This is a genomic window from Streptomyces sp. NPDC006872 (assembly GCF_040635845.1).
Taxonomy (GTDB): domain Bacteria; phylum Actinomycetota; class Actinomycetes; order Streptomycetales; family Streptomycetaceae; genus Streptomyces.
In genome coordinates this window covers 24,202-50,633 of the sequence record NZ_JBEYIL010000030.1, presented here as the reverse complement: position 1 = coordinate 50,633, position 26,432 = coordinate 24,202, and the positions used below count along the sequence as shown (strand labels likewise).

17 protein-coding genes are annotated in these 26,432 nt (G+C 69.3%); 14 read left to right on the top strand and 3 right to left on the bottom strand.

Translation table 11 applies throughout. The features are described from left to right. The first annotated feature begins 87 nt into the window (after nt 1-87). The 5 genes from ABZ725_RS48920 to ABZ725_RS48900 all read left to right on the top strand — a co-directional run bounded on the left by ABZ725_RS48920 (nt 88) and on the right by ABZ725_RS48900 (nt 4,271). Entirely contained in the window at nt 88-834 is a 747-nt protein-coding gene (locus tag ABZ725_RS48920; RefSeq protein ID WP_358808860.1) for an SDR family oxidoreductase, read from the top strand. A 568-nt stretch (nt 835-1,402) separates the two neighbouring features. After that, entirely contained in the window at nt 1,403-1,891 is a 489-nt protein-coding gene (locus ABZ725_RS48915; protein ID WP_358808859.1) for a hypothetical protein, read from the top strand. Beyond that, nucleotides 1,888-2,922, top strand: coding sequence for a hypothetical protein (locus tag ABZ725_RS48910; RefSeq protein ID WP_358808858.1), 1,035 nt, complete (start codon nt 1,888-1,890; stop codon nt 2,920-2,922). Before ABZ725_RS48915 ends, ABZ725_RS48910 begins: the two co-directional genes overlap by 4 nt. Nucleotides 2,923-3,139: 217 nt before the next feature. Next, the gene (locus tag ABZ725_RS48905) at nt 3,140-3,580 is read left to right on the top strand and encodes a hypothetical protein (protein WP_358808857.1); all 441 of its coding nucleotides are present in this window, start codon (nt 3,140-3,142) and stop codon (nt 3,578-3,580) included. A 97-nt stretch (nt 3,581-3,677) separates the two neighbouring features. Then, complete coding sequence (locus ABZ725_RS48900) at nt 3,678-4,271, top strand: zeta toxin family protein (protein ID WP_358808856.1); 594 nt, start codon at nt 3,678-3,680, stop codon at nt 4,269-4,271. Here ABZ725_RS48900 and ABZ725_RS48895 read toward each other — a convergent pair. Beyond that, nucleotides 4,235-4,441 (bottom strand): hypothetical protein, encoded by a 207-nt coding sequence (locus ABZ725_RS48895; protein WP_358808855.1) that lies wholly within the window; start codon nt 4,439-4,441, stop codon nt 4,235-4,237. The genes ABZ725_RS48900 and ABZ725_RS48895 overlap by 37 nt on opposite strands. A 386-nt stretch (nt 4,442-4,827) precedes the next feature. After that, nucleotides 4,828-5,697, bottom strand: coding sequence for a hypothetical protein (locus tag ABZ725_RS48890; protein WP_358808854.1), 870 nt, complete (start codon nt 5,695-5,697; stop codon nt 4,828-4,830). Between the two features lie 425 nt (nt 5,698-6,122). On the opposite strand from ABZ725_RS48890, the gene ABZ725_RS48885 reads away from it, so the two are divergent. From ABZ725_RS48885 to ABZ725_RS48845, 9 genes are all read left to right on the top strand, one after another. Continuing rightward, entirely contained in the window at nt 6,123-6,353 is a 231-nt protein-coding gene (locus ABZ725_RS48885; protein WP_358808853.1) for a hypothetical protein, read from the top strand. Nucleotides 6,354-6,437: 84 nt separating this feature from the next. Next, on the top strand, nt 6,438-7,184 hold the full coding sequence (locus ABZ725_RS48880; protein WP_358808852.1) for a hypothetical protein: 747 nt from the start codon (nt 6,438-6,440) through the stop codon (nt 7,182-7,184). Next, nucleotides 7,106-7,606, top strand: coding sequence for a hypothetical protein (locus ABZ725_RS48875; protein ID WP_358808851.1), 501 nt, complete (start codon nt 7,106-7,108; stop codon nt 7,604-7,606). The genes ABZ725_RS48880 and ABZ725_RS48875 overlap by 79 nt, the downstream gene beginning before the upstream one ends. Before the next feature lie 396 nt (nt 7,607-8,002). Then, on the top strand, nt 8,003-9,742 hold the full coding sequence (locus ABZ725_RS48870) for a hypothetical protein (RefSeq protein ID WP_358808850.1): 1,740 nt from the start codon (nt 8,003-8,005) through the stop codon (nt 9,740-9,742). Further along, on the top strand, nt 9,739-10,629 hold the full coding sequence (locus ABZ725_RS48865; RefSeq protein ID WP_358808849.1) for a hypothetical protein: 891 nt from the start codon (nt 9,739-9,741) through the stop codon (nt 10,627-10,629). Before ABZ725_RS48870 ends, ABZ725_RS48865 begins: the two co-directional genes overlap by 4 nt. A gap of 9 nt (nt 10,630-10,638) precedes the next feature. Next, complete coding sequence (locus ABZ725_RS48860; protein WP_358808848.1) at nt 10,639-14,466, top strand: CHAT domain-containing protein; 3,828 nt, start codon at nt 10,639-10,641, stop codon at nt 14,464-14,466. Between the two features lie 11 nt (nt 14,467-14,477). Beyond that, nucleotides 14,478-16,184, top strand: a complete 1,707-nt coding sequence (locus ABZ725_RS48855; protein WP_358808847.1) for a hypothetical protein — start codon at nt 14,478-14,480, stop codon at nt 16,182-16,184. A 576-nt stretch (nt 16,185-16,760) separates the two neighbouring features. Next, the gene (locus ABZ725_RS48850) at nt 16,761-17,501 is read left to right on the top strand and encodes a protease pro-enzyme activation domain-containing protein (protein WP_358808846.1); all 741 of its coding nucleotides are present in this window, start codon (nt 16,761-16,763) and stop codon (nt 17,499-17,501) included. Then, nucleotides 17,501-18,328 (top strand): S53 family peptidase, encoded by an 828-nt coding sequence (locus ABZ725_RS48845; protein WP_358808845.1) that lies wholly within the window; start codon nt 17,501-17,503, stop codon nt 18,326-18,328. The genes ABZ725_RS48850 and ABZ725_RS48845 overlap by 1 nt, the downstream gene beginning before the upstream one ends. 158 nt (nt 18,329-18,486) lie before the next feature. On the opposite strand, the gene ABZ725_RS48840 is transcribed toward ABZ725_RS48845, so the two are convergent. Further along, nucleotides 18,487-26,313, bottom strand: a complete 7,827-nt coding sequence (locus ABZ725_RS48840; protein WP_358808844.1) for a SpvB/TcaC N-terminal domain-containing protein — start codon at nt 26,311-26,313, stop codon at nt 18,487-18,489. Nucleotides 26,314-26,432 lie beyond the last annotated feature (119 nt).

Sequence of the window (26,432 nt, the reverse complement as noted above, 5' to 3'; positions counted from 1 at the left end):
CATCCTACGGCCTTGATACCGATCGGTGCAGAAGTGCTACGGTTCCATTCTGCACCGATCGGTATCTAAATTTCGGGAGTTCAAGCAATGGGACAGCTGGAAGGCAAGACCGCCGTCGTCACCGGCGGGAGCACAGGAATCGGCCTGGCCACCGCCGCGCGCCTGGCGTCCGAGGGCGCCCATGTGTTCATCACCGGCCGGCGCAAGGATGCGCTCGACAGGGCCGTTGAGTCGATCGGTTCCGCGGTCACCGCGGTGCCGGGCGACATATCCGAGCCGACCGACCTGGACCGGCTGTACGACGCGATCCGTGACCGCGGCCGGGGCCTGGACGTGCTCTTCGCCAACGCGGGCATGGCCACGCTCGCACCGTTGGCTCAGGCCACCGGGGAACAGTTCGACCAGATCTTCGGCGTCAACGTCCGGGGCACACTGCTCACCGTGCAGAAGGCGCTGCCACTGCTCAACGACGGCGCCTCGGTGATTCTGAACGACTCCATCCGCGCCGACGACGGCCGGGAGGCCTTCGGCCTGTACGCGGCGTCGAAGGCCGCGATCCGGTCCCTCGCGCGGACCTGGGCCAACGAGCTGAAGGGCAGGGGCATCCGGGTCAACACGGTCGCCCCGGGCGCGATCGACACCCCCGGAGTCGACATCGCCATCGGCGAGGAGAACGCGGCCGCCGTCAAGGCGGAACTCGCGGCGGGAGTGCCGATCGGCCGCAGGGGGCGCCCGGAGGAGGTCGCCGCCGCGGTGGCCTTCCTCGCCTCCGCGGACAGCAGCTTCGTGCTCGGCACCACCCTGCACGTCAACGGCGGCGAGAACCAGTTCTGACCCCGCCACTCTGACCCCGCCACGCGGAGTCCCGAACTGTCGCGGGCGAGTCGTCGCCCGCGACATTCCGCCTGTCCGACACGAGCATCCGCGCACCACGCCCAGACTGGACACGGAGCGCAGGACCACTCCGACCGGCAGGGCCGCCCAGCACCCCCGGCGTCACCTCGTACGACCAGGTTCGCCAGCAAGGAAGCCGAAACGACTGGGTTCACCGTCAAACGCCCGATTGAATGACAGCGAACGGTGACACACAGGGCAAACGATCTTCCCGCCGGACAACCGCCCACGACCAGCACGAGTACACGAACAACGACTCACACCAGCACCGTGACCAGCATCCTCAAAGATGGCGGATCTTCAATGAGGAGGCTGAAGAACAGGCACTGAGCTTGTCGTTCAACGTCCCGGTCCGAAATGGTCCTCGAACTTGGTCGCTTACCTGGGCATTCGCCGGACATGCGGGTGGCCACGGCTTGATCCTGTACTCCGATCCAAGGACGTACGTGATCAGACCGAGGCCGTGGAGATGAGTGTGCTGCCACAGCCGGACCAGCGGGAGTTGGGGGTGGCGCGGATGCGCCGATGGGCATGGTGGACGGCGGCCGCGCTCTGCATGGCGGCCGGGATCGGTTTGGTGGCGGTCGCGGTCGTTGCCGACCTCGGGACTGCGGACCAGCTCGCCGGCGTGAGCGGTGGCATCGCAGCACTGGTGGGCCTGGCGTTCACGGTCCGCGGACTGTTTCAGGAACGTACGGCCGGAATGCCGGCAGGAACGGGTGGGCAGCCCGATGACAACGGGGCCGCGGCCGATCCGGCAGCCCTCGACCGCTTGGCCGGTGCTGTGCGGGAGGTGCGGGTGCAGGCCGAGGACGGCGGCATCGGCGCCGGCGGCAGCATCACCTCAGCCGGGGCCGCCTCTGCACCGGGCCCGGCTCTGGAGGGCGGGACGGCCCCACCCCGGATCGACAAGCGAGACATCCGGGCGACCGGCCCTGGCTCAGTCGCCGCAGGTGGCGACATCGCCGGTATCGGCCTGAACGGACACTGGTCGTGACCCCGCCCTGGCCCTGGGCCAAGAAGCAGGCCGGGACCGCCAGCCAGCACGGCAACGGAAGCGGCGGACTGCGTGGCGGCGCCGAACCGAGCGATGGCGAGGCCGAAGAGAGCACAGCAGCAGACAGAGACGCCCATGCGCCGCTGACAAGCCGAGATTCTCGCCCGGGTCACAAGCAGATGCCCGGGCCGGATGCATCGGAACGGACCGCAGGGACGTCGTCCTCGACACAGGTCACGGCGTCCAACGGCGTCGGTGCCGGACGCGACATCACCCACGCCGCCACCGGTGCCAATAGCCACGTCGAGCACAACGAGACGTGGGTGGAGCACAGCGAGCACAACACCTATAACGGGCCGACCCTGACTCTTGTGGCCGAAGAGGGCGCAGGCTTCGCGGGGCTCTCACTTTCCTTCCCAACCCAGCCGTCCCCGCGCCCAGATGCCTCGCACGGCGTACAGGAAGGTCAGCAAGCCGGTGGTCCCGCGAGAGGAGACCTGTTCGCGGCGGGTTCCGGCGTCGGATCAAAGCTCATCATGGCGCCGCTGTTCAACTCTCCTTTTGACCCCGTCGGCCTTCTCACGGAATTCATCGACTCTCTGCTGGCTGTCGGGCTGGATGAGGGCGACGTGGCACCGTTCAGGGCAGTAGTTGACGGATTCTCTCAGGCCACATCCCGGGATGAGGCGGCAGACCTCCTCGGTACGTACACCTCGGCCATGTGGAACGTTGACACTTTGGTGCGAGAACATTGCGCAGCGGGTCAGTTCACATGGTTCGCCCTTGGGCAGTTGCTGTTCCAGATCGCCTACCAGGGAACCTACGCGGGTACGTCCCCGGGCGGCGACAGAGGTCTCAGCGACCAACGCGACGCCTTGTTCCACCTTGCCGACGATCTGGAGCTTCCCGCCACACTCCGGGGAGAACTGCAAAGGTTCGCACGGATGCCTGCCGACGTGGCCATGGACGGGCACCTGGTCGAAGAGGCACGCAGGCTTGCGAGGGTCGTCCACACCTTCCTCGTCCCCTGAGTGACCGTTCAGCGAACGGAACTCCTGGGACGCATGGGGCAGGTGAGCCTCCCGGGCACGGTCAGCACGGTGACCTTCACCCAGAAGCCGGCGAAGTCGGGCGGCCGGAGGATTCTTGATCATTCTCACGTCGTCCAGGAACAGCAGGGACCACGGCTCGCGTGATTGCCGAGGCCCTGGTGCGCGGGGTGACGGCTGGACAGGCTAGTTTGCTCGGGTGAGTCTCCTTGATGATGTAGCTGAGCGCGACGGCTGGCAGTGCTGGGTGTGCGACGAACCGGTCGACCCCGACAAGTCGGTGAACGACCCGCAGGGGCCCAGCGTTGACAGCCGGACCGCCGACCGCAAGGCCAAGGTCGCCGAGCGGCTCGCGCACCGCGGGTGCAACAGCCGCAAGGGCGCGGTCAAGGTGGTCATCGCCTGGCCGGACCGCCTGTACGTGGTCGAACCCGCGCCGCTGATCACCGTTGCCGCGAGGCTGGAGCGCAAGGGGGGCCGCGAGATGGTGGGCCGTTGTCCGACCAGGCAGGACGCCCAAGAAGCGGCGGATTGGCTGGTGGACCGGTTCTCCCGACTGGTACCGGGGCTGCCGGTGACCGCCGACATCGAGGCGGGCGGCGGCCAGTTCCTCGTCATCCTGGCCACCGGCCGCCGCTGACCGGGGATCACCTGGATCTCAGGCGCCACACGCCCGCGCACCAGAGTTGATGCAGCGGCCGCCGGGGTTGGCGCCTGCCCGGCCAGGAACGCTTTTTTTGACGATCGTCCTTATCGGGGCCGTCCCCGGCAGCGTGGAGGAGTTTCTCGACAGCGCACTGCCCTTAGCAGCCGACGGCTATCCGATGGAGCTCGTCGTCCTGGCCGTACGCGCAGCCGACAGCCGGCTCGCCACCGCCCTGCGTTACGCCCGGGCGCTGCAGATCGGCGGCACCGGCCGGTTCACCACGCGCTCCGGGCACGACACCTGCTTCCGGGCGCTTGGCGATATCGTCGCCGTCGCCGAGCGGCACCCGCAGATCGCGGCCATCACCGTGGTCCGCCGTGACGGGCAGGCCTGCTGCGCCACGAAGCCGACGGCTCCGGCCGGGCATCATGGGCGCTCGCCGCGGAACGGCTCCGCCCATACACCGAGCAGGAGGCCGTGGCGTTCTTCCAGCTCCACCATGCGCTGCGCCGGGCGCTGCCCCGCCACCGCGGCAAAGTGGACGACATCGCCGCGCTCGCCCGGCTCCTGCTACCACCTCGCATGCAGCCGGCTCGCATCGACCGGCCGCACCCGCCCGTCTGGCCCCGCACGGCAGCAGACCCCCCACTACGACTCCTTGAGCTCTCTCAGCCGGGCCGCGTAGACGGCGGCGATCCGGACCGCCTCCTCCGGGTCGGCGGTCGCCAGCTGCGGCTGGTCAGCGAGCGCGGCCTCACGGCCGGCCTTCAGCTTCTCGAGACGTTCATCGTCGGGCACCGGTGCGCGGCGTTCGGCGATGATCGCGGCGTTGTACCAGCCCACCACCTCCCGCACGATGTCGTCCGCCTGCTGGTCCTCGCCCCCCGTTCAGGCCGGAGAAGTCGGGCTCCTCTGGTGTGCCGGACACGGCAACCTCCTTGAACGCTGATCGCTGGGCCATTGCCCTTCGGGACCCTCGTCGCTCTGCGTGCAGCCCCCGGGGGGCGCCGTGCCTGGGCAGCAGGCCCGTGGCGTGTGCGACGGGCCTTCTTCTGCCCGCCTGAAACGTCACCTGTTGGGGCGAATTCGGGTGGCTTCAGGAACCGGGGGTGAGGGACTGGAGACCACCCTTCCGTCCTCTGCCCGCCGCCGCTGCCATGAAAGACCGTCCGGCAAGGCGGTGCACTGACCCGAGGTCAGCGCTCTTCGCTCAGACCGACGCTGGGTGCCACTCCGGTTGATCAGGCCCAGTCAGCGGATTCGCCCTGAGCCTCGATAACTGGCAACTCCTGGCGCAGCAGGCCCGGTACGAAGTCGCCTTTCCAGTCGGTCGTACCCCAGAGGAGTTCCGCCTCTTCCTTGAGCTCCCGGAACTCGACCTTGGTGATCTGCACCCTCTGGCCCGCGAGTGTCCCGGTCAGGTACTTCTTCCAGTACCAGTTGGAGCGGAAGATACCCCGGTCGGTCTCCTGCAGGGTAAAGATGCCGTTCGTGTCCTCAAGTAGGTAGGGCGCCATCGCGTACTGGGACAGCTTCATGTCGCGGTACATCAGGAAGAAGTCCAGCAACTGGAAGAAGGCGACGCCGGCGACCTTGACGCCGGCGCGGAAGGTGACGACTCTGGGGCCCAGCCTGACCTGGTGGAGTTCCGCCCACACTTCGACGTTCTCCTCGGTGGCGGCTTGGCGCGCGTTCAGCTCGCGGCCCCCGCCCACATCCGTCCGTCGGCGCTTGATGACCACCTGCTCTGCGGCCCGCAGTGCCTCGTTCTCAGCCGATCGCACACTCCCGCCGCCGGATTTCTCGACGTTCAGGACCGCCTTGACCTCGTGCACCTCGATGGTCGTCGACTTGTTTTTGATCAGCGTCGACCAGGTGTGCTTGTCCTTGAAGAGCCGCTGAGCGATCTCTCGCGCCGTCGACCCGGTGTAGACCACGGCATTCCCGTCGATCTCGCCCCTGACGGTGTAGACATGCCCGATCACGATCGGTTCCGCGGCCGCAGTCGCAGGGGCGGGCGTCGAGACGGGCGGATTCGCTCGCTGAACGGTACTGGCTGACAACAGGGAGTTGACGGCTTTGTTCCCGTACGACTGTTGCAGGGCCCGCACCCGCGACTCCGTCAGAGGCGCCCGCAGGTTGGCTCCGGCGTCGTTCGAAATCGGAGACGAGTGGTCAGTTCGGACAGCGGGGCTGGTTTCCCGACGATGCTCAGGTCCACGCATGAGTAAATTCTAGGTTGGGTGTAGCTCCTTGTTGCTGATCGTGTGTCAGGTTCCCGACCGTCGTGGTGTGGGGTGGTGCCGGCCAGGCAGCGGTGATAGTTGCGACATCATCTCCTACTGGCACAGCGGCGGTCCTTGTCGACTGTCGGGTGGCGCCTACCGATGCGTTTAGCGGTGGCCGACACCATGGCGGAAGGCCGACTCCTCAAAGCTCCGTGGCGGGACATGGGTTGGGCTCCCAGGTGATCATTTCGGGGGTGGGTGTGGCAGGCCGGGATCTCAGGGACCTGTTCAGTACGAACGACCACAGCGTGCAGGCAGACGAGGCGTTCACGCACCGGTCCTCGCCGTGGGAGCAGGTCGCGGCCACGCTCACCAAGCACCTCCAGCGCGTCGGTGCCCCCGGCTTCGACCCGGAGGACCTCGAGGCGCCCCGCAACCACGTGCTCGTCTCCCACTGCGTGGGCGGCATCGGCGAGACGACCCTGTCCCGGACGCTGGAGGCTGCGCTCGCCGACGCCGGACGCCGCCCCTCCCAGTGAGGCGCACCGGGCTGGCCGGCCGACCGGATCCTGCCCGTACGCATCGACCTCGCCCGCTCCGCCGGCACCGACTTCGAACAGATCGTGCTGACCATCCGGGCCGCCCTCACCAGGATCGGGCGCCCGCTGACCGCCTTCGGCCTGGCGCTGCCCCGATACTGGGAGGCCACCCACCCCGGCGAACCGCTAGAGGAGTACCTGCGCCGCGCGGGACTCGGCTTCCGCTTCGGCCAAGCGCCGCCGCAACAGATGCAGTCCGCCCTCGCCGACGTCGCCCAGGCGCTCATGCCGCCCGGCACCATCGGCTCGACCGTCGGCCAGGTCACCGGCACCCTCACCAGCGCGCTGCGCGAACACCGCCAGAACGTCCGGGCACTGCCCGGCTGCGCCCGGCTCGCGGACCTGCTCGAGGCCGAACCCGACCTGGACGCCCTCGCCTTCTATCCGCATCTGCTGGCGTGGGAGCTCGCCCGCCTCCCCGAAGGCAAGAAGGTCGTGCCGGTCGTGCTGCTCGACACATTCGAGGACATCGGCGACCGCACCCGCCGCGACCTGGAACGGCTGATCCAGCGGACGGTGTGGCTCCTGCCGAACGCCTTCTGGGTGATCACCGGCCGCTCCCGCCTGCAGTGGGCCGACCCGGCTCCCTGCAGGGCCGGCTCGACTACACCGGCCCCACAGCCTGGCCCGGACTCACCCACACGGCTGCGCCAGCAGCCCGAACCCCCACCCGCGCAGACGCGGCGCGGCAGGTGCTGGTCGGCGACTTCTCCCCCGAGGACTGCGACGACTACCTCGCCCGCCGCCTCACCCGCGACGGCCGGCCCCTGATCGGCGAGCCCCTCCGGCAGGTCATCACCGCCCGCTCGCACGGCGTGCCGCTGTACCTCGACTTGTCCGTCGCCCGGGTCCTGGAACTGCGCTGCAACGGCCGCACCCCGCACCCGGGCGCCTTCGACCACGACTCCCCCGCCCTGGTCCGCAACGCCGCCGACACCGCTGACGACCGCTGGACCGAGACCGACTGGCGGCAGGCCGCCGAGCGCGCCTCACCGCCCCGGGGCGAGCAGCATCAGGCCGCCGACGGCCCCAGCCGGCTGCTGCTGGTCGCCTGCCTGCGCCAAGGCCTGCGTCTCGGGCGCGACCAGCGCCTTCAGCTGGACTGGCTCACCGGCGCTGCGTGGCCGTACGTCAGCGACTCCGTCTGGGACGTGCACACGAGTGCGCGTGTGCAGGCTGCCGCTTTCCTGTGACACGCACTCAGACCGCTTCGCAGCGGCAGCGGTATTTCAGAGAGGACCGGTGATCACCATTATTCCAACGGTCACCGGCTACGGCATCTTGGTGTCCCGCTCGCTGTACCCGCCCAACTCAGCCCCATCTCCACAGCCTCCGGCCAGCCCGTTGACGTGGGAACGGCCCGGGTACTGGGCTATTCGCAGCCCCGCACCGGCGCGGGGCGCTGACCCGCGCCACGCTCGCTGCGGGAGCGTCCGGCACGCCTCGGCCGGACGCTCACCTGGTCCGTCTGTCAGCGCGCGCCGGTGTTTGCGTCAATACGCCGCTGGTGCTCACTGAAAGATGACCGAAGCAGTAGAAAGAGACGGATAATGCCTCTGGGTGGCGCATACCGGAGACGGGGGAACTGTGTGATCACGGACTCGGAGCCCGTGCGGGCGGGTGTCTTCATCGGCGTCGACCGATCCGGTGACCTGGCGCGCCTCACCGCGGCGGCGGAGGGGGCTCGCCGGATGCACGCCTGGGCGCTGTCGCAGGGGATGAGGGACGGCAGCCACGCCAAGGTCATCACGGACGGCGACGGCGGCAAGGTGAGCCCAGACCGGGTCTACGACGCGATCGAGCAGATCGTCGACGGCGCCGGAGCCGACCAGCTGATCGTCTATTTCGCCGGGCACGGCGTGAACATCAACCGCAACGAGCACTGGCTGCTGACGGACGCGCCCCGGCGGTCCAGCGCGGCCATCAACGTGTCCGGAAGCGCCGACCTCGCCCGGTACTGCGGCGTCCGGCACGTCGTGTTCATCTCGGACGCCTGCCGCATCGCCGCGGACGGAATCCAGGCGCAGAACGTACGAGGACAGGACATCTTCCCCAATGACGGCCCCGGCGGCACGATGATGCCGGTCGACCAGTTCTTCGCCTGCGAACTCGGCCGGGCGGCACACGAGATCCGCGACCCCGCCGAGGCGATCAGCAACTATCGGGCCGTCTACACCGACGCCGTCTTGGACGCCGTCACCGGTCAGCGCGCCGACGTGCTGGATCCGGCCGCCGATCCCGACGACAAGGCGTGGTACGTCCATCCCCTCCGGCTCAAGGACTACCTCAGAGCCGAGATCCCGGAACGGGTACGCAGGATGGGCCACCAGTACCGCGTGCACCAGCGGCCGGACGCCCTCGTCATAGCCGACTCCCCCTGGATCGCGCGGATTCCGCACACCGAACGGCCACCGAGCCGTGCCGTCACGCCGGACGCCTCCCGGACGTTCGTCCCACACCCGGGCGCCCTCGCCGACCGGCTCGTGGAGGCAGTCGAGACGGACACCCTGGGCCCCGAGATCTGGAGGGTGCGGCTGTCCGGCGACGCGCGGGCCGCGGAGTTGGCCGACGCGATCGAACGCGCCAGAACACCGGTCGACGACGAGCGGTTCGACTCAGACTGCGGCGTCAGGGTCGTCGGTACGACCATCGACGGCTTCCTGGCGGTCAGCGCCTCCGGCGCCCTCGACACCACGAACCGCTCGCTGCGGCTGCAGCCGGACGGCACGGCGGGCTTCAGTGTCGTGCTGAGGTTCGGCAACGGCCTGGGTGCGGTGCTCCCGGCCCTGCCCGAATGCGTCACCACGGTCACGGTCGACCGGGACGAGATGACCGACGTCGCCATCGAGCCCTGTCCAGGCACCCCTCGCCAGCCGGACCACCCGGCACGGCGGATGCGGGACCTACGGGCGATCGCAGCCGCGTGCAGCCGCTACGACCGGTTCCGGCTCTCCGGTGACGCCTCCTCCTCCTTCCTCCGCCAGATCCACGGCCCCGCCGGACCGGACCCCGCTCTCGCGGTCCACGCGGCCTACGCGCTGTACGAACAGCAGCGAGTCAGGTCGATCCGGGAACTCGGCACGCCACTGTTCGACATCGCCCTGCTCGGCCGGTCGCTGACCGGCCAGGTCGTCGACCAGGCCACGGGAGTCCTGCCGTTCGTGCCGATGATGTCGCGCGGTTGGGCGCTGCTGGGCGCCGGCCAGGTGCGGCTCCACCCGGCGCTCGACGGCCTCGACCGGACCCTGCGCGAATCGGTCTGGTCGCTGTACAACGAGACGGGCGTCGAGCTGCTGGAGAAGGCGCTGCGTCTGGGAGGGGTGCGATGAGCCGCCACCTGATCCTCGTGCACGGCCGGGCCCAGCAAGGCAAGGACCCGGACACCCTCAAGGCCGAATGGCTCGCCGCGCTGGCCAAAGGGCTCGCCAAGAGCGGTCTGAGCCTGCCGATTCCGGAGACCGCCGTTCATTTCCCGTACTACGGGAACACCTTGGCGGCGATGCTCGACGGCGATTCGGCGGACGTCGTCCTGCGCGGCGCAGGAGCGGACGATGACGAACGGGCCTTCACGGGCGCGGTCTTGGAGGAGTTCCGGCGGAACGCCGGTGTGACCGACGAGCAGATCCTGGCGGCGGCCGACACCGACGTCGTCGGCCGTGGCCCGCTCGACTGGAGCTGGATCCGGGCCATGGCCCTGGCACTGGACCGGGTGCCGGGCGCGAGCGGTACGAGCATCGCCCTGTTCGCCCATGACGTGTACCAGTACCTGCGCAATTCCACGATCCGCGAGGAAATCGAGTCGGGCGTGGTCGCGGCGTTCTCGCCGGGCGCCGAGGTGGTGGTGGTCGGGCACTCGCTCGGCTCCGTGGTCACGTACAACCTCCTGCGCCGGGAGGGCCACCTGCGCGGCTGGCGGGTGCCGCTGTACGTCACCCTCGGTTCGCCCTTGGCGGTTCTCGCGATCCGTAGGGCGCTCAAGAGATTCCAGCCGACGCGGTGCCCACCGTGCGTGGACCAGTGGTTCAACGCCCTGGACAGCCGGGACATCGTCGCACTGCGCCCGCTCACCCCGGGCAGCTTCCCTCTGGATCCCGAGCAGCCCGCGATCACCAACAAGACCGACGTGCTCAACCACACCGAGAACCGGCACGGCATCGTCGGTTACCTGGACGACGAAGAGGTCGCCCAGCGCATCCACGACTCACTGACCTCCTGAGGAGCCACGGTGCCCGTCGACGACGCGATCACCACTGCGGTCCTGCAGCTGGTCAACAGCCATGGCCCCGCCGAGAGCGAGCACGTGCTGCGCACCCACCATGCGTTACTGCTGACCGACGCAGCTGACGAGGTGATGCTCGGGCTCATCGACCAGTACCAGGACGACGCCGAGAGCGTCGAGTACCTGCGCGGCGTCCGGGCCAAGCTCTACACCTGCCGGGAACACGGCATCGACGGATCACTGACCTGGCTTCGCGAGATGCCCCCCGAACTTCTGACCAGCGTGCGGGGCTTCGTGAACGCCGCTGGTTCCGGCGACGGGTTCACCTACCTGGAGGCCCACCAGGACGTGCTGCTCAGCGCGGAAGCCGACCGCGTGCTGCGCTACATCGCCGCCCGGTACCGCGACGATCCGGCGCTGACCGATCACCTGGCCGAATGCCGGGAACGCCTGGAAACGGCCCGCACCCGAGGAGTGACAGCGGCGTTCGAGGACACGATCATCACCGTCCCTCAGCCGATCGGTGACGCGGTGGCCGCCTTCCTCCAGTGCCCGTACGCCGAGCTCCGCAACATGGTGGAACGGGACGGCGAACTACTGCTGAGCGACGAGGCGGAAGCCTTCCTCGACTTCGTCGTACGCCAGGCGGAGAACGCGGAGGACGATCCGTTCATGGTGCTGATGCGGGAGCGGCTCACCCTGATCCGGCGCTGCCGCACCCAAGGTGTCGCCACGGTGTTCGACAGGAGCGTCCCGGACGGCTGGTCGGCGGGCCTCGTACCGGCGGGGACACCCGGTGAGCACCCCGCGCCGCAGCACCTGGAAGACGAGTTCGGCGAAGAGATCGAGGCGTTACGTAATTCGTCCGGCTACGTCGAAGAGGACGACCTGCGCACGTTGTTCGACCGCCGACCGGAGCTCGCGGACGTGTTTCGGGGCCGGTTGGAGTCGGGCGACGCGGTCTGGCTGAAGCCTCGGGACTACTCGTTCTTCGGTGAGATGGCCGAGGAGGTCCGGCTCGCCTGGTCACGCGGCGAGTGGGAGCGCGTGAGCGTGCTCGCCGAGTCGGCCCTGGCGAAGCTCTCCCGCGACGAACAGCCCTATGCCTGGGCGGCTGCCCACAACGTCGCCGGCACCGGACGTTCCCGCACGCCTCACGGCGACCGTGCGGAGAACCTGGAACTGTCCATTCGCCACCACCTGCTGGCACGCGAGGTGCTCGAACCGGAGCGGGCCATGGGCTGGGAGAGCAACGAGCACCACCTAGCCCTGGCCTATCTGCAGCGCGTACGCCATGACCACGCGACGAACGTCGAGAGCGCCGTGGACATCCTGCGTGAGCTGATCGCGTCGGTTCCCGAGACCCAGGTCCATTCGGAGTGGCTGACCTCCTACGCGGACGCGCTGCGCCAGCGGGTCCTCGGCAGCCAACGGGAGAACATCAGGACGGCGATAGCCGTGCTGCGGTCCTGTGCCGAGCGGCCGGATGTGCGGGCCGATCCGGAGCTGCGCGCACGGACCGCGCTCGCGCTCGGCATCGTCATGCTGGACAGTGCGTCCGTCGGCGACGCGGCCGACGGCGAGCAGGCGATCGCCCTGCTCACCGAGACGGTCCCGACGCTCGACCCGGCCGTCGACATGATCTCCTGGGTGCACTGCCACCGGTCCCTCGCCACCGCCTACCTCCGGCGCGACAGGGGCGTCCCTGCGGACAACTGGGACGCCGCACTGGACCTGCTCGCACGGATCTCCAGCGCCTGCCCCGCCGACCGCTACCCCGAACTGTGGGCCGAGAACCAGCTCGCGGTCGCCTCGCTGATGACCAGCCACCCGGACGGCCTGTCCCTGGACGTACTGAAACGGGCCGTCGACGCGATGGCCTCCACACAGGCGGTCTACACCCGCAACGACTATCCGGAGCGCTGGGGCAAGGTCCAGGTCAACCTCGGCAACCTGTACAGCCTGATGTACGGGGCCGGCACCGAGGGCGCCGACGAACAGGCCGTCACCCACCTCGATCAGGCGTTCCAGGTGTACACCCGCGAAGGCGCACCCCATCGGTGGGCCATGATCCACCGCAACCTGGGCGAGATCGACCTGTGGCGTGCCGAGCGCGCCGACACCCCTGAGGACCGCACCCGCTTCGCCGACCGGGCCGTCCAGCATTTCCGCCGGGTCCTGGACGTGCGCACCGGCGAATCCGACCCGGTCGGGTGCCTGGACACACTGAAGCTGCTGAGCAGCGTCTATTTCACCAACGAGCAATGGGACAAGGCCCTGGCCGTCTTCGTCGACGCGATGCGGGTGTCGGACCGGATGCTGGCCGGTATGTACAGCGAGGCCGGACGGCTCTCGGCCGCGGGCACCAGCGACTGGATCCACGATCGGGCCGCGTACTGCCTGTTCCGGCTGAACGACGGACATGCCGCGCTGACCTGCGCCGAATGGGGCCGTGGCCGCACGCTGGCCCAGACCCTGGCGCTGCGGGACCTCGACATCGCGGATCTGCCCGCAGATCTGTTCGAGCGGCTGAGGGCGGCGCGGCACCGGGTTCGACGGCTGGAGGCCGACCTGCGCGATGACGACCCGTCCAGCACCGCGATCGACGAGCTGCGAACGGCACGCCAGGATCTCGCGTCGGAGGTGGAGGCGGGCCGTGCGCATGACCCCGACCTGCTGCGGCACCGGTTGCAGATGTCGGAGATGCTGGAGGCCATACCGGAGTCCGGCGCGATCGTGCTGCCCGTCATCACGTCCGCCGGCTCAGTGGTCTACTGCCTGATCAAGCCCGCGGACGACGATCCCGTCCTGTTGCAGGTCTCCATCGGCTGGCTGACCACGGCATATCTGCGCGCGCTGCTGTACGGGACCTCGGAGGTCCCGGGCTGGATCCCGCAGTACCGGGGGTGGCGGGCCGGGCGGGTCCGTGAGGAGGAGTGGCGCACGACGCTGGACCTCCACCTGAAGAGTCTGGGTACGGTGCTCGCGGAGCCGATCGAGAGCGTCCTCGGCGCCCGCCTGCCGGACCGGGCGCCGGTCACCATCGTGCTCGGCGGGGCGCTGGCCTTCCTGCCGCTGCATGCCTCGACCGTGCACGGCAGGCGCCTGCTAGACCGGTTCGTCGTCTCCTACGTGCCCAGTGTGTACGCGCTGCGGACCAGCAGCCGACGCCTGAAGGCCATCGGCGACACCCGTCTCTTCGCGGTGGCCGACCCCACCCGGGACCTGCCGTTCGCCCGGGCCGAAGGGGAGTATCTGCGCCGGATGCCGAAGGCACGCACCGTCCTGTTCGACGACGCCACCGAGGACGAGGTCCGCCGAGCGGTATCGCAACACACCCATCTCCACTTCGCGTGCCACGGCGTCCACTCGCGCGAGGACACGCTGCGGTCCGGGCTGAAGCTCGCCGACTGGGACCTTGACCTGCGGACGGTGCTGGCGCCCGAGTTCGACCTGAGCCGGGCGCGTCTGGTCACGCTGAGCGCGTGCGAGACCGGGCTGATCGCCCCCGAGTACGCACCGGACGAGTTCATCGGCCTGCCCACAGGGTTCCTGCAAGGCGGGGCCTGCGGTGTGATCAGCACGCTCTGGCCGGTCAACGACCATGCCACGGCGATCCTGATGGCCCGCTTCTACCACAACCACCTGACCGTCGGCCTGCCTCCGGCCCAGGCCCTGCACGGGGCGCAACTGTGGCTCCGTGACTCCACGACCACCGAGCTGGCGGCCTTCCTCACGGAGTGCGGCATCGTCGCCACTGTCGCCGGTGACCCGGACGAACCGCCCTTCGCCGACCCGTACTTCTGGGCGGCGTTCCAGTTCACCGGCGCCTGAGAGGAGCGGTCATGCCCGACGGCGTCGAGACCGACCTGGACGAGATTCTGCGCACCCGGCTGTCCCCCGGGCACCACCAGGCGTACCAGCGACTGCGCGCGAGCCACTTCTACCGGTGGAAGTGGCACCGGGACAGCGGCCCCGACTCGCTGCGGGGAGTGCGCGCACTGCTCTACGCCGCCGAGGTCGCCGTGCCGAGCCGGTCGGTGACCGTGCCGAGAACACGGGTTTTCCGCTCGTACGCCGAGGAGATCGGCCTGCCCCTGGACGGATTCGCCACGCGTGTCACCGAGTCGGGCCGCCACCACCCCGACGGGGACGAGCGCATGTTCGCGGAACCGGGGGACTGCCTGTTGATGTACGAACAGAGCAGCGGCCGTCGGATCGCGCACGGTGTCGGCGAGCAGCTGACGTACGCGATGGACGAGACCCTGCGCAACAGTCTGCGTCCCGGGCTGCGGCTGGACGGACGTGACCGCGTCGCCTCGATCCATCACGAACCGTTCCGGGACATGCTCCAGGACCTGGAGGTCTGGTCGACGGGTGACTTCCTCCTCGCGCTCACCGGGAACGACGGTGCGAACGACCGGCTCGTCCCCTTCGAACGCCTGGCCGCTTCGATCGGCGAACTGCTCGACGAGGAGCAGATCACGGAGATCCGCTCGTCGGTGGCGGCGCTGCTCCGCGCTCACCGGAAAGCGACGCGGAAGGCAGGCGAGGGCGGCGCGTTCGCCGTGATGCTGGGGTTCCTGCTCGACGAACTGATCGCCCGCTCCTCGGTGCCGAACGGCGCGGGTTTCTGGTTCACCTATGCCCAAGCGGTGCTGACGGCACTTCTGTCACGGATACCGGGCCTGCGTGAACGCATCGTGCGGCTCGGGATCGACGCCGACGGCCTGACCCGCCACGCCGAGCAGCTGCTCGCCGACTGCTTGCCCGATCGCTCGCCGGACCCGTCGGCGGAGCGGACCGCGGAGACGCTCCGGCACATCGGTTTCTCGCTACGCCGTCAGGGCGAGCTGAGCGACGACGACGCGGACTGCGTCTTCACCGCGAGCAACACGATCTGGCGATGGCTGTACTTCCTGGAAAGGCCCCGGCAGCCGAACGCGGAAGCAGTCGTACTGCGGTGGCTGCACCGGCCATGGGGCATCCTGACCGTCGACGACGTACGTCACGCCTACAGCGGCCTGATCCCCGGCGACGAGGGCGCCGACGTCCCCGCCGCCTTCACGCCCGTCGTCCCCATGCTGCGATCGACATCCCCCCAGGACTACCTCTGTGCCCAGTTCGGCGTACCCGACCACGCGCGTGCGACCCGCGTCCTGGAACGCTTCATCCACTGCCGCTACGTCATCCATCGCGCCCGCCTCCAAGTCCGCCACGTGCACCTCGAACCGGACGACCTTCGGGAGACCGCACGCGAGCTGATCGACGTGTTCACCGAATGGGCCGACGTCGGCGGCCACCTGTCGCGTATAGACGCCGACCTCGGCCTGCTGGGAAAGGAGCTGCGTTCCGGCGAGTGGTGCGCAGACCTCAAAGCCACAGGCAAGCTGACGGTGTATCAATCACGCGTCCTGCAGCCGTATCTGGACCATCCAGCGAGAACATGCGACCGGCTGTTCCGGTTCGGTGAGCGGGACTTCGTCCCCGCGGAGCACATCGGTCTGATGCCACCGGAAAAGTTCACCATCCGCGCACTCCCCGATGACTGAGCCGAAGCCGAAGAGAACGAAGGGGCTATCTGTACCTGCTGGGCGGGCTCCCGCTGCGGCACTCGCCTGCCCGCCGGACCTGGTGGACCGTGCCACGATCAGCGGGGCGGCGGTGGGCGAGGGGTCGGGAGCGAAGTCCTCGTCGCACCACAGCCCGTCCAGCCGGTCTCTCACCCACATCGCCGTCGTCCCGCCCGGGTCGCCTCCCCCCGCGATCTGCGCGGTCAGAGAAGGGACTTGCTCACCGGAACGGGGGCGGAGCGACAACGGACACCTCGACAACTGCATCGGTCTTCGAAACAGTCCCGAGCATGCCGCTGACCAAGCCGGCGCACCGGGAAACTCCAAGATCCCCGACAGAGTCCTTCAGTGACGGGCTCTGCCGGACGGTCCTCACCGGAAGGCCGGCCCGCGCGAGCGGAAGTGCCGCCCCGAGGCGCGCGGACGACCGGACCGCGAGTGCAACACCGGCTTCCGCGCGCCGGAGGCGATCCCACGGTCGTCATACCGGCCAAACGACTACCCTCGGTAATGCCGCAGGATGCGAATCCCCGTTTCGGTGAAACGCTCGAAGTCATGGACAACACGCGCCTGATCCCCCTCCGAGGCAGTGAGCGCAGCGCCCACGCGGACGCGCGCTCGGCCGGAGCGGTGAGCGATTCAGAACGCATCGATGTCACGCTGGTCCTCCGCCGTCGCAACGAGATCCCCGACGCACTGGTCGAAGGGCCCGAGACGACCACCCGGGAGGAACTGGCGGCCCGGTACGGCGCCGACCCGGCCGACATCGACATGGTGAAGCGGTCGGCGGAGCAGCACGGACTGACGGTGACGGAAGCGGATCCGGCCTCTCGCCGGGTCAAGGTCTCCGGGACGCTCGGTCAGCTGCGGTCCGTGGTGGAGGCCGATTCGCTGACCAAGGTCACGACCCCCGACCCGGCGCACGAGGGACACGTTCTCGAGCACCGGCAGCGGACCGGCGACCTGCGCATTCTGCCGGAGTGGGACGGCGTGGTGACGGGCGTGACGGGCCTGGACAACCGGCCGCAGGCCCGCCCGCACATCCAGCGCATCGAGGCCCATGCCGCCCACACGTCGTACTCGCCCGTCGACCTCGGCAAGGTCTACCGCTTTCCCCAGGCCACGGACGGCAGCGGCCACACGATCGGCGTCGTCGAGCTCGGCGGCGGGATCCCGGAAGGCGACCTGGACGCGTACTTCGCCGAACTGGGCATCCCCACGCCGACCGTGGACGTCGTCGAGGTGGGCGCCGGCAGCAACACCCCGGGCGCGGCCTCCGCGCCGACGGGGAGGTGATGCTCGACATCGAGGTGATCGGCGCGCTCGCGCCCGGGGCGCGTCAGGTCGTGTACTTCGCGGAGAACAGTGCGCAGGGCTTCACCGACGCCATCAGCACCGCGGTGTTCGCCCAGCCCACGCCCACGGTGGTGAGTATCAGCTGGGGCATGAGCCAGGATTCGTGGACCGCCCAGGGCCGCGCGATCCTCGACGCCGCGCTGGCCGACGCCGCCGCGATGGGCGTGACCGTCTGCGTGGCCGCCGGAGACGACGGCAGCAGCGACGGCGACCCGACGGGCCAGGCGCACACCGACTTCCCCGCCTCGAGCCCTCGAGCCCTCGCCTGCGGTGGTACGCGTCTGGACGCCGACGCCGCCACCAGCACCGTCAACTCCGAGACCGTGTGGAACGACCGCAACGGGTCCGCCTCCGGCGGCGTCAGCCGTAAGTTCGAGCAGCCCGTCTGGCAGGCGAAGGTCGGCGTGCCCGACGGCAACGGCCAGGGCCGCCGGCGCGGCGTGCCCGATGTGTCCGCCAACGCCTCGCCGACGAGCGGGTACCGGGTACTCATCCGCGGCCGGGACGAGGTCATCGGCGGCACGAGCGCCGTGGCCCCGCTCTGGGCCGCGCTGACCGTCCGGCTCTCCGAGGCGCTCGGCCGCCCGCTCGGCATGCTCCAGCCCGTGCTGTACGCCGGCGCGGCCCCGGGGGTGAGCCCGGACGGCTTCCGTGACATCGTCCAGGGCGACATCGGCGACTTCGCGACCACGCCCGGCTGGGACGCCTGCACGGGACTCGGCGTCCCGGACGGTCAGGCGCTGCTGGCCCGCCTCGCCTCGGTCTGACGGGCGCGCCACCGGCAGCCTCTTGTCGGCGGTGCGGTGAGTCCGCGGAGTCCGCGTGCGGCTTCTCTCCGTCCCCGCTTTCGCGAGGCGGACGGACCGGTGGTCGATCGAGTAACGGTGCGGCGTTTGCGCGCGGTCCCGGCGGTGTCGGACATCCGTCAGGCGCCTCCTGACACAAGTCGGCCCTCCTGCATGATGTGCAGGAGCTTGCCGTCCTTGTAGATGTCGCCATTTCGCTTCTCGTAGAAACCCGGTCCGTAGCCGTCCGGCGCAGAGATGACCGAACTGGAGAATCCCTCGGGAAGCTTCTTGAAGTCGTTGATGACACGGCCTCCGAGCCCGTAGTCGTAATAGCCGTTCGGAGTCAGGTCCTTCCCCTGGGCCAGGGCCTGGATCTCTTTGTAGGCAGCGTAGACGTTCAGGACATGGAAGAACCCTCCCACGGCGTTGGTGAAGCGAACGGAGGCGGGAGGCTTGGCTCCGGCGTTCGGTGCCCCTTGGGCGGCCGGTCGTGGTTCGGTACCGGTACCGCCGGCGGGCTTGCCCGGTGAGGGCACCCGCTCGGGCGCACCGGCGGCAGGCTCGATCTGGCCGGGCGTCCCGGAGCCTCGGGCGGTCTGGAAGCGCGCCAACTCTTCCGCGCTGTTGAAGAACTTCACAGACCGCTCGCCACTCGCCGATACGGTGACGAAGCGGAAGCTCTTTCCGGGGGAAGTTTTGAATTTCGCCAGGTTGTCGGCGATGAACTGCTTGAGGTCTCCGGAATGGACCAACTTGAACCCCCCGCCTTTGACGGATCCACGAACCCCCTTGCCCAGTCCCAGGTTCCCGCCTTTGGTTCCCTTGATTTCCCAACCGCCGCCCTTCTCGAATTCCGGGATGTACTGCTCCTGGTTCACCGTCTTCGATGAGGAAGCCGTTCCCTTTCCCTCGAGGAACTTGATCTTCCCCGTCTCGGGGTCCTCCCAGACCAGATCCGACCTTCCTTCCAGCGGCTTGCCGGTCCCGGCGTTGATCACTCGCTTCCCTGATTCGTCCAGGACGTAGAAACTCACCTCCTCGGCGTAGGTGATCCCCTTCTGTTTGAACGTGTCCTTCAGTTCGTTGAGTACGTTCTGCTCGATCGAAAGCCCGCTCGGATCGCGGTAGGTCACGGGGTTGGCCGAGGCGTACGCGTATACGTTGACGCCGCCGCCGATCCCCAGAGGATCCGCACTCGCCCACCTGCCGAGCCACGGCGCGTAGTACCGCGCACCGTGGTAGCCGAAGCCGGTCTCGTCGTCGCGTTCCTTGCCGGTGTAGCGGTAGCGCTTCAGGCCGACCTCGGCCGCACTGCGCCCGGTCTGGAAGGCCGTCGTGCCGTAGGGGTGGTAGTCCTCGTAGGCGATCAGGGCGCCGCCCTGGTCGAGTTCCACGCAGGCCGAGCCGAGGTGGTTGCCGAACTGGAACCGGATGCGCGGGGGCTCGGCGGGGATGGTGGCGGTCTCGGCGATGGCGACGCGCAGCCTGCCGTCCCTGATGTGCAGGGTTTCGCGCTCCAGCGTCACGGAGCTCCCGGCGTGCTCGCGATAGATCTCGTAGTCGCCCAGATACCTCCGCTCGTTCTTGATCGCACCGCTTTGGGTCTCGGTCACCTTGCGCACCCGCCGGTGGGCCGAGTCGTAGACGTAGTAGGTCGTCTCGGGGGTGCCGTCGTTCACCACCTGCTGTGCGGTCGCGGCCAGTTGGTCCTTGTGGTCCCAGTGGATCAACGGCAGGTGGGGCATCTGCGTGATGTTCCCGTGCACGTCGTGGCCGTACTTCGCGGCGTGGCCGCCCTCGGCCGCGTAGTCGGGGAGGTCGGCGGGCTCGCCGGGCAGGCTGGTCGAGAGCAGCCGGTTGCTGTCGAGAGCGTACTGGTGGTGGCGCTGCCACAGGGTCTGGCCCGGTTGGTCAACGTCCTGGCCGGTGTGGTGGGCCACCGCCATGAGGTTCCCGACCGCGTCGTACCGGTACCGCTCGACGTAGTCGCGCAGCCCTTGCAGGTCGTTCGGGTGGATGCGGGCGCCCACGAAGGGATGGTCGCGGCGGCTGGTGTCACTCGGGGCGAGTGCGAAGTCGGTCTGGCCGCTGTGCTCGCGGCCGCTCGCGGCGACGAGACGGTAGAGGGCGTCATGGGTGTAGTCGCAGGCGGCCCCGGCCTGCACGGTGGTGCGGAGCGCCGTGTCCTCGATCCGCGTGACGTTGCCGACCGGGTCGTAGGTGTAACGCAGGTCCTGTACCACGGTCGCGTTGGCGAACAGCACGGAGGCGGTGACGTCGGCGACGGGCGGCCGGGTGGTGCGCGCGCTGTTCAGCCGGAAGGTGACCGGATCGTAGTCGAACGCGGTGCTCGCGCCGTTGCCGTAGTCGATCCGTACCCGCTGGCCTCTGGCGTTGTAGTCGATGTTCGTGATGAACGGCGTCCCGGCCGCCACGCCGCGCAGGCTGACCTCGACGCTTTCCAGCAGGTTGGCGGGGTTGAACGCCGCGCGGTGGATGCTGCCGTCGGGTGTCGTAACCGTCGTCGGGCGGTTGAGGGCGTCGTACCGCGTCTGCGTGCCCAGTGGCGGGGCGGGTTCGAGCAACGGCTCCGCGGCGGCGGTGAGCTGGCCCGGGTCGGTGAGGCCCGCCAGTGCCGACCAGTCCGGCACGGCCTTGTAGTCACGGGTGAAGCGGCGATTGCCCTCAATGAGGTTGCCCTTGAAGTCGTAGCGTTCGCTGGTCGTCACGCCCGCACCGTCGTAGATCCGGTGGAGTCTGCTCCGCAGGTTCGCGCCGCTGTCGGGATGCGTCTCGCCGTAGACCCGGTACTCGAGCAGGGCTTCGGGGTCGGGCGGCAGCGCCGGATCGCGCGGCGCGCCGGACAGGGTCGTATCGCCGGCCGCGGAGACGAACACACCGACCGGGCGGTGCAGCGCGTCGTAGGTGGTGCGGGAGCGGAAACCCCGGCTGTTCCACGTGAAGACCGGTCGCTCCGCGGCGTCGTGGAGCATCCGGCGTTCCCCGGCGTCCATGCTGTGCTGGAAGAGCGGGTGCCCGGCGATGTCGTAGCACGGCGCGAAGCCCTGGAGCAGGATGTTGCGGGCGTCGTCGAACGGGCGCGTGCCATCGGGCACGGGCGGGGTGATGTGCTGCACCACCCGATTGCCGCGGGCGTCCTGCGTCCACAGCTCCTTGCCCTCGGCGTCCAGCCGTACGAAGGTGACGTGCTTCTGCTCCACGCCGTCCGTGCGGTTGTGCGCGACGGTCACCACGGACCGGCCGAGGCTGTCGAGCAGGGTGAGGGCAGGCGTACCGGCGTGGGCGGCGGCGAGCCGAGCGGCACGTCGCTCCGCGTCGACCGCGGATGCGCTCATCCGCGCGTGCCAGGTATTTCCCGGTTCCAGCACGGTGTCGTTGGCGTCGAAGGCGGTGACCTGCCAGGGCGAGTACTCGGCCCTGCTGAACGCGCCGTCGGGCGACTCTGTGCGCACCAGCCGCCCGACCGCGTCGTAGAAGAGGACCGGTGTGACGCCTGCTTCCGGCGCCTCCTCATAGCGATGGCCGACCTCAGGCGCGCTGAAGTACGGCTCGTACTGCTTGACGGGCTTGCCCTTGTTGTTGAGGACCGTCCGTCCGCGCCCGACCCAGCGCAGGGGTCCGCCGGGCACGGCGGGTTCGGCCTGGACCTTCGTGGCGACGAGGTTTCCGGCGCCGTCGGAGTATTCGAAGGTCGTCTGCACGGGGCTGTCGGCCTGCTCGGCGGTGTGCCTCTCGCGGACGATCCCGGCGGTGCACGGTGGATGCTGCGCCCATACGACCGTGCCGTCGTGCGCTGTCTCGCCGAAGTGGTACAGGTGCCTGGCGGTCGCGCGGCCGAGGAGTCCGGCCGCCCGCGCCGGATCGTAGTCGTCGGTGACGAAGAACGCCGTCAGGGTGTCGAGGTCCGGGTCGAGCGGGGTGCCGTCGAGTCCGGTGAGGTCGTCGCCCTCGCCCCCCTTGCCGCTCAGCGCCGTGGCCGCCGGCATGCCGAGCGAGTCGAAGAGCACCTCGGTCCGGTTGCCGTTGGCGTCGCGGAGGCGACGAGGCGCCAGGACCCGGAAGTCGAACGCCGTGACCTCGGTGCGGTTGCCCAGGGCGTCCGTGCTCGCCGACAGGAAGAGGTCGCGCGGGTCGTGGTCGAGCAGGGTGACGTTGCCGAACGGGTCGGTGTAGCGCTCGGGCAGCAGGAAGTGCAGCCGCGCGTCGGCCCGGTATCCGGCGATTCCCGAGCAGCGCCAGTACTGCCCCGCAGTGTCCGCGCCGAGCCGCTGGGTCAGGTCCGGGCCGCTGAGGTAGCCGCCGACCGGCTGGCGGTCCAGGACCGCTGTGACGTCGGGTGTCAGCCGGTCGCCGAGGACGGTCGTCAGCAGGGCGTCGGTCAGGGTGAGTGTGTAGGTCTCGTACGGCAGGGCTAGGGCGGTCAGGTCGCGGAGCGGCAGCGGGCCGGTCAGGGCCTCGTCGAAGAAGAGCGACCGGGTGTGTTCCACCGGTCGTTTCTGTGGCGTCGTCCGGTCGGGCAGCTCGTGGTACGCAATGGCGCCCACCGGCGTCCCGGTTGTCTGATGGCGATCGCTGAGCTTGAACGCGCGCAGTCCGTCGAGCGTGAAATAGCGGCCGTCCCCGGCGTCGGCGGTCCGGATCCCGGTCAGTTCACAGGTCTGGCTCTCGCAGGGCAGGCGCAGGCGGTGGCTGTCCGGATCGTCCGTCCGGTCACGGGTGTAGTCCTGCTCGGCGTAGGCGAGGTGGAGCTCGCCCTGTACTGCGGCGATCAGTGCGGCAGCCCCGTTCGTCAGCAGCGGGTCGTCAGGTGACGCCTGCCGTCGCGGGTATCCGACCGTCACCGTCTGCAGGGCGTTGCCGTACTCGTCGGTTCTCAGGTGGAGCGTGTGGGTGATCCGCGGGTCGGGGGTCAGTGGTGCGGTGCGCAGATCGAGCTCGTAGTGGTAGCCGACCGCCTCGCTGTCCGTCACGTGGAAGACCGCGTGGCGGTTGCCGCTCCGCGGCTGCACCAGCCGGATGTGGCAGGAGTGCGACGTCGCGGTGAAGAGTCTGATCGGCGTCTGCCTGCCTTCCGCCAGTTCGGCGACGTCCAGTTCGTAGACCTCCTCCCGCAGCAGCAGGCCACGGCAGGCCCGCAGCGCTTCGCGCTGCTCGTCCGGGGGCAGGCCGTGTGCGTCGAGGTCCGGATCCGGTGGGTCGTGCTCACGGAAGGTGTCGGCGGGTTCCCCGGTGGCGGGCCGCTGTCCGAGCCGGCTCGGGAAGTACTCGCGCCGCAACTGGTGCAGGACGCGTTCGCCGTCGGGCCACGCGCCGGTGTGGTACCAGCTGACGGTCTTGACCGGTGGCTGGTAGAGCCGGTGGTCCGGGGTCACGAACGGGCTGCCCGCGTTCGCGCCGCCGAAGGTACCGTAGTCCTCGGCGTCCACCCGCTCGACGCGGGCGAACCCGCGGAACTCGCGTTCCGGCCCGTCGAAGTAGCCGTGGTGGTAGCTGTAGGTGCTGGAGAAACTCGTGCCCTGCCACTTGTCGCGTACCGTCACGCGCTCGACGACGTGCACCGGGAACGGGAGTTTCGTCACCCAGGGCGTGCTGGCCAGTCTGTCCCGCAGGTAGAACCTGGTCGAGGGCGCGTACCGGATCTCGGTCTCCGCGCCGAGGTTGTTCACCGCACTGATCAGCAGGTGCGGCTTCTGTCCGCCCATCAGGTCCAGATAGCGCAGCGGGCGACGCGCGTCGGCGGGCTGCGGCGACGACCACACGAGGCACGCCGTGCCGTTGCCGAACAGGTCGACCGGCGCGACCTGGGTCAGGGAATCCGCCGGGGGGAGCGCCGACAGTGTCAGCGGCGGGCCCCAGCCGTTGCCGGACTGGTTGAAGTAGACGCGTACTCCGTCGGCGTGCAGGTAGATGATGTCGGTGGTGCCCGATCCGTCGATGTCGGCCAGGCGTACCCGGAGCCTGTCGAAGTGCTCGGGCCGGTCGGAGGGCGCGTCATCCATCGTCACCTTCGGCCCGAAGCGGCCGTGGCCCAGGTTCGGCCAGTAGCAGACCTCACCGTTGCGGATGCGGACCAGGTCGGTCAGGCCGTCGCCGGTCATGTCGGCGAGGTGCACCGACTGCTCGCCGTCGGCGAAGACGAGCGCGGGACCGCGTTCCTCGTCCCGTGTCCTGGCCGATCGTCGCCCCGGCCCGAATCCCTCGCCCGCGAGGGACGCGTTCCAGACCAGAGCGTCGTCCTCGGTGATCAGGACGTCCGCGTGACCGTCGCCGTCGAGGTCGACGAAGCGCAGGTTCGGGTCGTCCCAGTCGAGGTTGGGCAGTGCGCGGAACGCGGTGAAGGGCTCCCAGCCTCCGGTCTCCGACCGCTGGTGGAATCCTGGGACGGGGGCGGTGAGGCGTACGATGTCCGGTCGCCCGTCGCCCGCCAGATCGAGGAACTCCGCGCCTTCGAAAGGCGAGAGCCCGGGAACGGGGGTCACCACCTCGACCGGGCCGAGCCGGGCTTCGGGACGCCCGTCACCCCTCGCCGGGCCGAGCGGGCTGAGGTTGCGCTTGTACAGCCACGCTCCGCCCTGCTCGGTGAGGACCCCCGACAGTCCCTCGCCGTCGAGGTCGACCCATCGGTACAGGCTGCCGTCGAGACCGGCCGGAAGGTTCGCGGCGCTGTCGGCGGAGAGTTCGCCCGGCGTGTCCTGGACGACCGCCTCGGTGTAACCGAACTCCGCCGGGGGGAACGACCGGACGTGGTAGCCGGTGCCCTGGCGCCGGTAGCCGCGTTGCGTCACCGCCGTGAGCTTCGCGTAGACCGGATGGCGCGGGTCGGCCGGCGTCTCGTCGTGCGCGTACGTGAAGTCGGTCGAGCGGACGAGGCAGTCCACGCCGACCTCCGGCTCGTCCGGGAAGTGGTGGAACATCAGCACCCGTCGGCAGAGCCGGTGGGTCCGCACCTCAAAACCGGGGCGACAGGTCGAGAAGGCGTCGGGACGCGCCTGCCAGCCGGAGGCGTCCTGCGGCAGCGGAGTCGTCGCGTCGTGTTCGCCGTAGTCGAACACGAGCTCGAAGTACCACTGGTCGTCGGCGGGCAACGCGGGCCAGTCGGCCTCGGGGGCGAGCGTGGGCAGATAAGGGGCGTGGTTGCCGTAGCGGATCCGTTTGGGATAGCGGTTGGCACGGCGCTGCCGGTTGCGCTCACCGGCCCTTCCCAGGTCCACGTTCTCGTCGTTCTCGGGCTTGTAGCCGTACGTGATCAGGTTGCCCTTGTCGTCGTGGCTCGCGCAGACCAGCCAGGCGAAGACGTGCGACAGGTCGTCCGGATCGGCGACCCGGGAGTCAGGAGTCCTGCCGTACCAGGTGGTGACGTTGTCGCGGGAAATCGTTCGCCAGAAGACGTCCGTGGGGTCGGCGTCGCTCATCCAGAGCTCGATCCGGGCGAAGAGGCCTTCGACGCGAGGACGGTACCGGCGGACGTGGTACCGCGTGCCGCCCACGGTGCGAGCCGGCAGTTGCTCGCGTACCCACCCGCCGTCCTGCTCGACCAGGACCGGGGCCAGGTCCTCGGTGCCGGAGAGGATGAACACATCGGACTCGGCGGCGTCGTCGTACCTAGGCAGACCCTTGTCGGTCTTCCGGGTGATCGCGGGAAGGTCGACGCTCCAGCCCATCCCGAACGGGCCGTTGCCGCTGCCCGAGCCATAGGTGAGCGACACCTGGGGGCCGAAGCCGGCACGGCCCGGACTGACGGCGACGGGGACCCTCATCGCCCCGGCGCCGGTCACCGGATCGGCGGCGAACTTCTCGCCGATCCCCTTGATCGCCCCACCGCCCTTGGGCAGGCTCACCGTCGGAGGCTGAAGACCGGCTTCACGGGAACCGGCCGGCCCACGCTGGCCGACGGCCCGCACCGCCTCCGCCGCCGGAGCTGCCGCCGCCACGTCGCGATTCATCAGGGTATGTACCTCTCCTGCGGTGTCGAGTCTCGTTCGAACGGCTGCCCGCATCCTCAACCGACGCGAGGATTTACCCTTTTGCGCTAATTGCCGGAATTAGAATACTTGGGTTGCGA

Bases quoted from the DNA above. Each gene is read 5' to 3' on its own strand.
- ABZ725_RS48920 (WP_358808860.1), top strand. From the start codon at position 88: ATGGGACAGCTGGAAGGCAAGACCGCCGTCGTCACCGGCGGGAGCACA.
- ABZ725_RS48865 (WP_358808849.1), top strand. From the start codon at position 9,739: ATGAGCCGCCACCTGATCCTCGTGCACGGCCGGGCCCAGCAAGGCAAG.
- ABZ725_RS48855 (WP_358808847.1), top strand. From the start codon at position 14,478: ATGCCCGACGGCGTCGAGACCGACCTGGACGAGATTCTGCGCACCCGG.
- ABZ725_RS48850 (WP_358808846.1), top strand. From the start codon at position 16,761: ATGGACAACACGCGCCTGATCCCCCTCCGAGGCAGTGAGCGCAGCGCC.
- ABZ725_RS48845 (WP_358808845.1), top strand. From the start codon at position 17,501: ATGCTCGACATCGAGGTGATCGGCGCGCTCGCGCCCGGGGCGCGTCAG.
- ABZ725_RS48840 (WP_358808844.1), bottom strand. From the start codon at position 26,313: ATGAATCGCGACGTGGCGGCGGCAGCTCCGGCGGCGGAGGCGGTGCGG.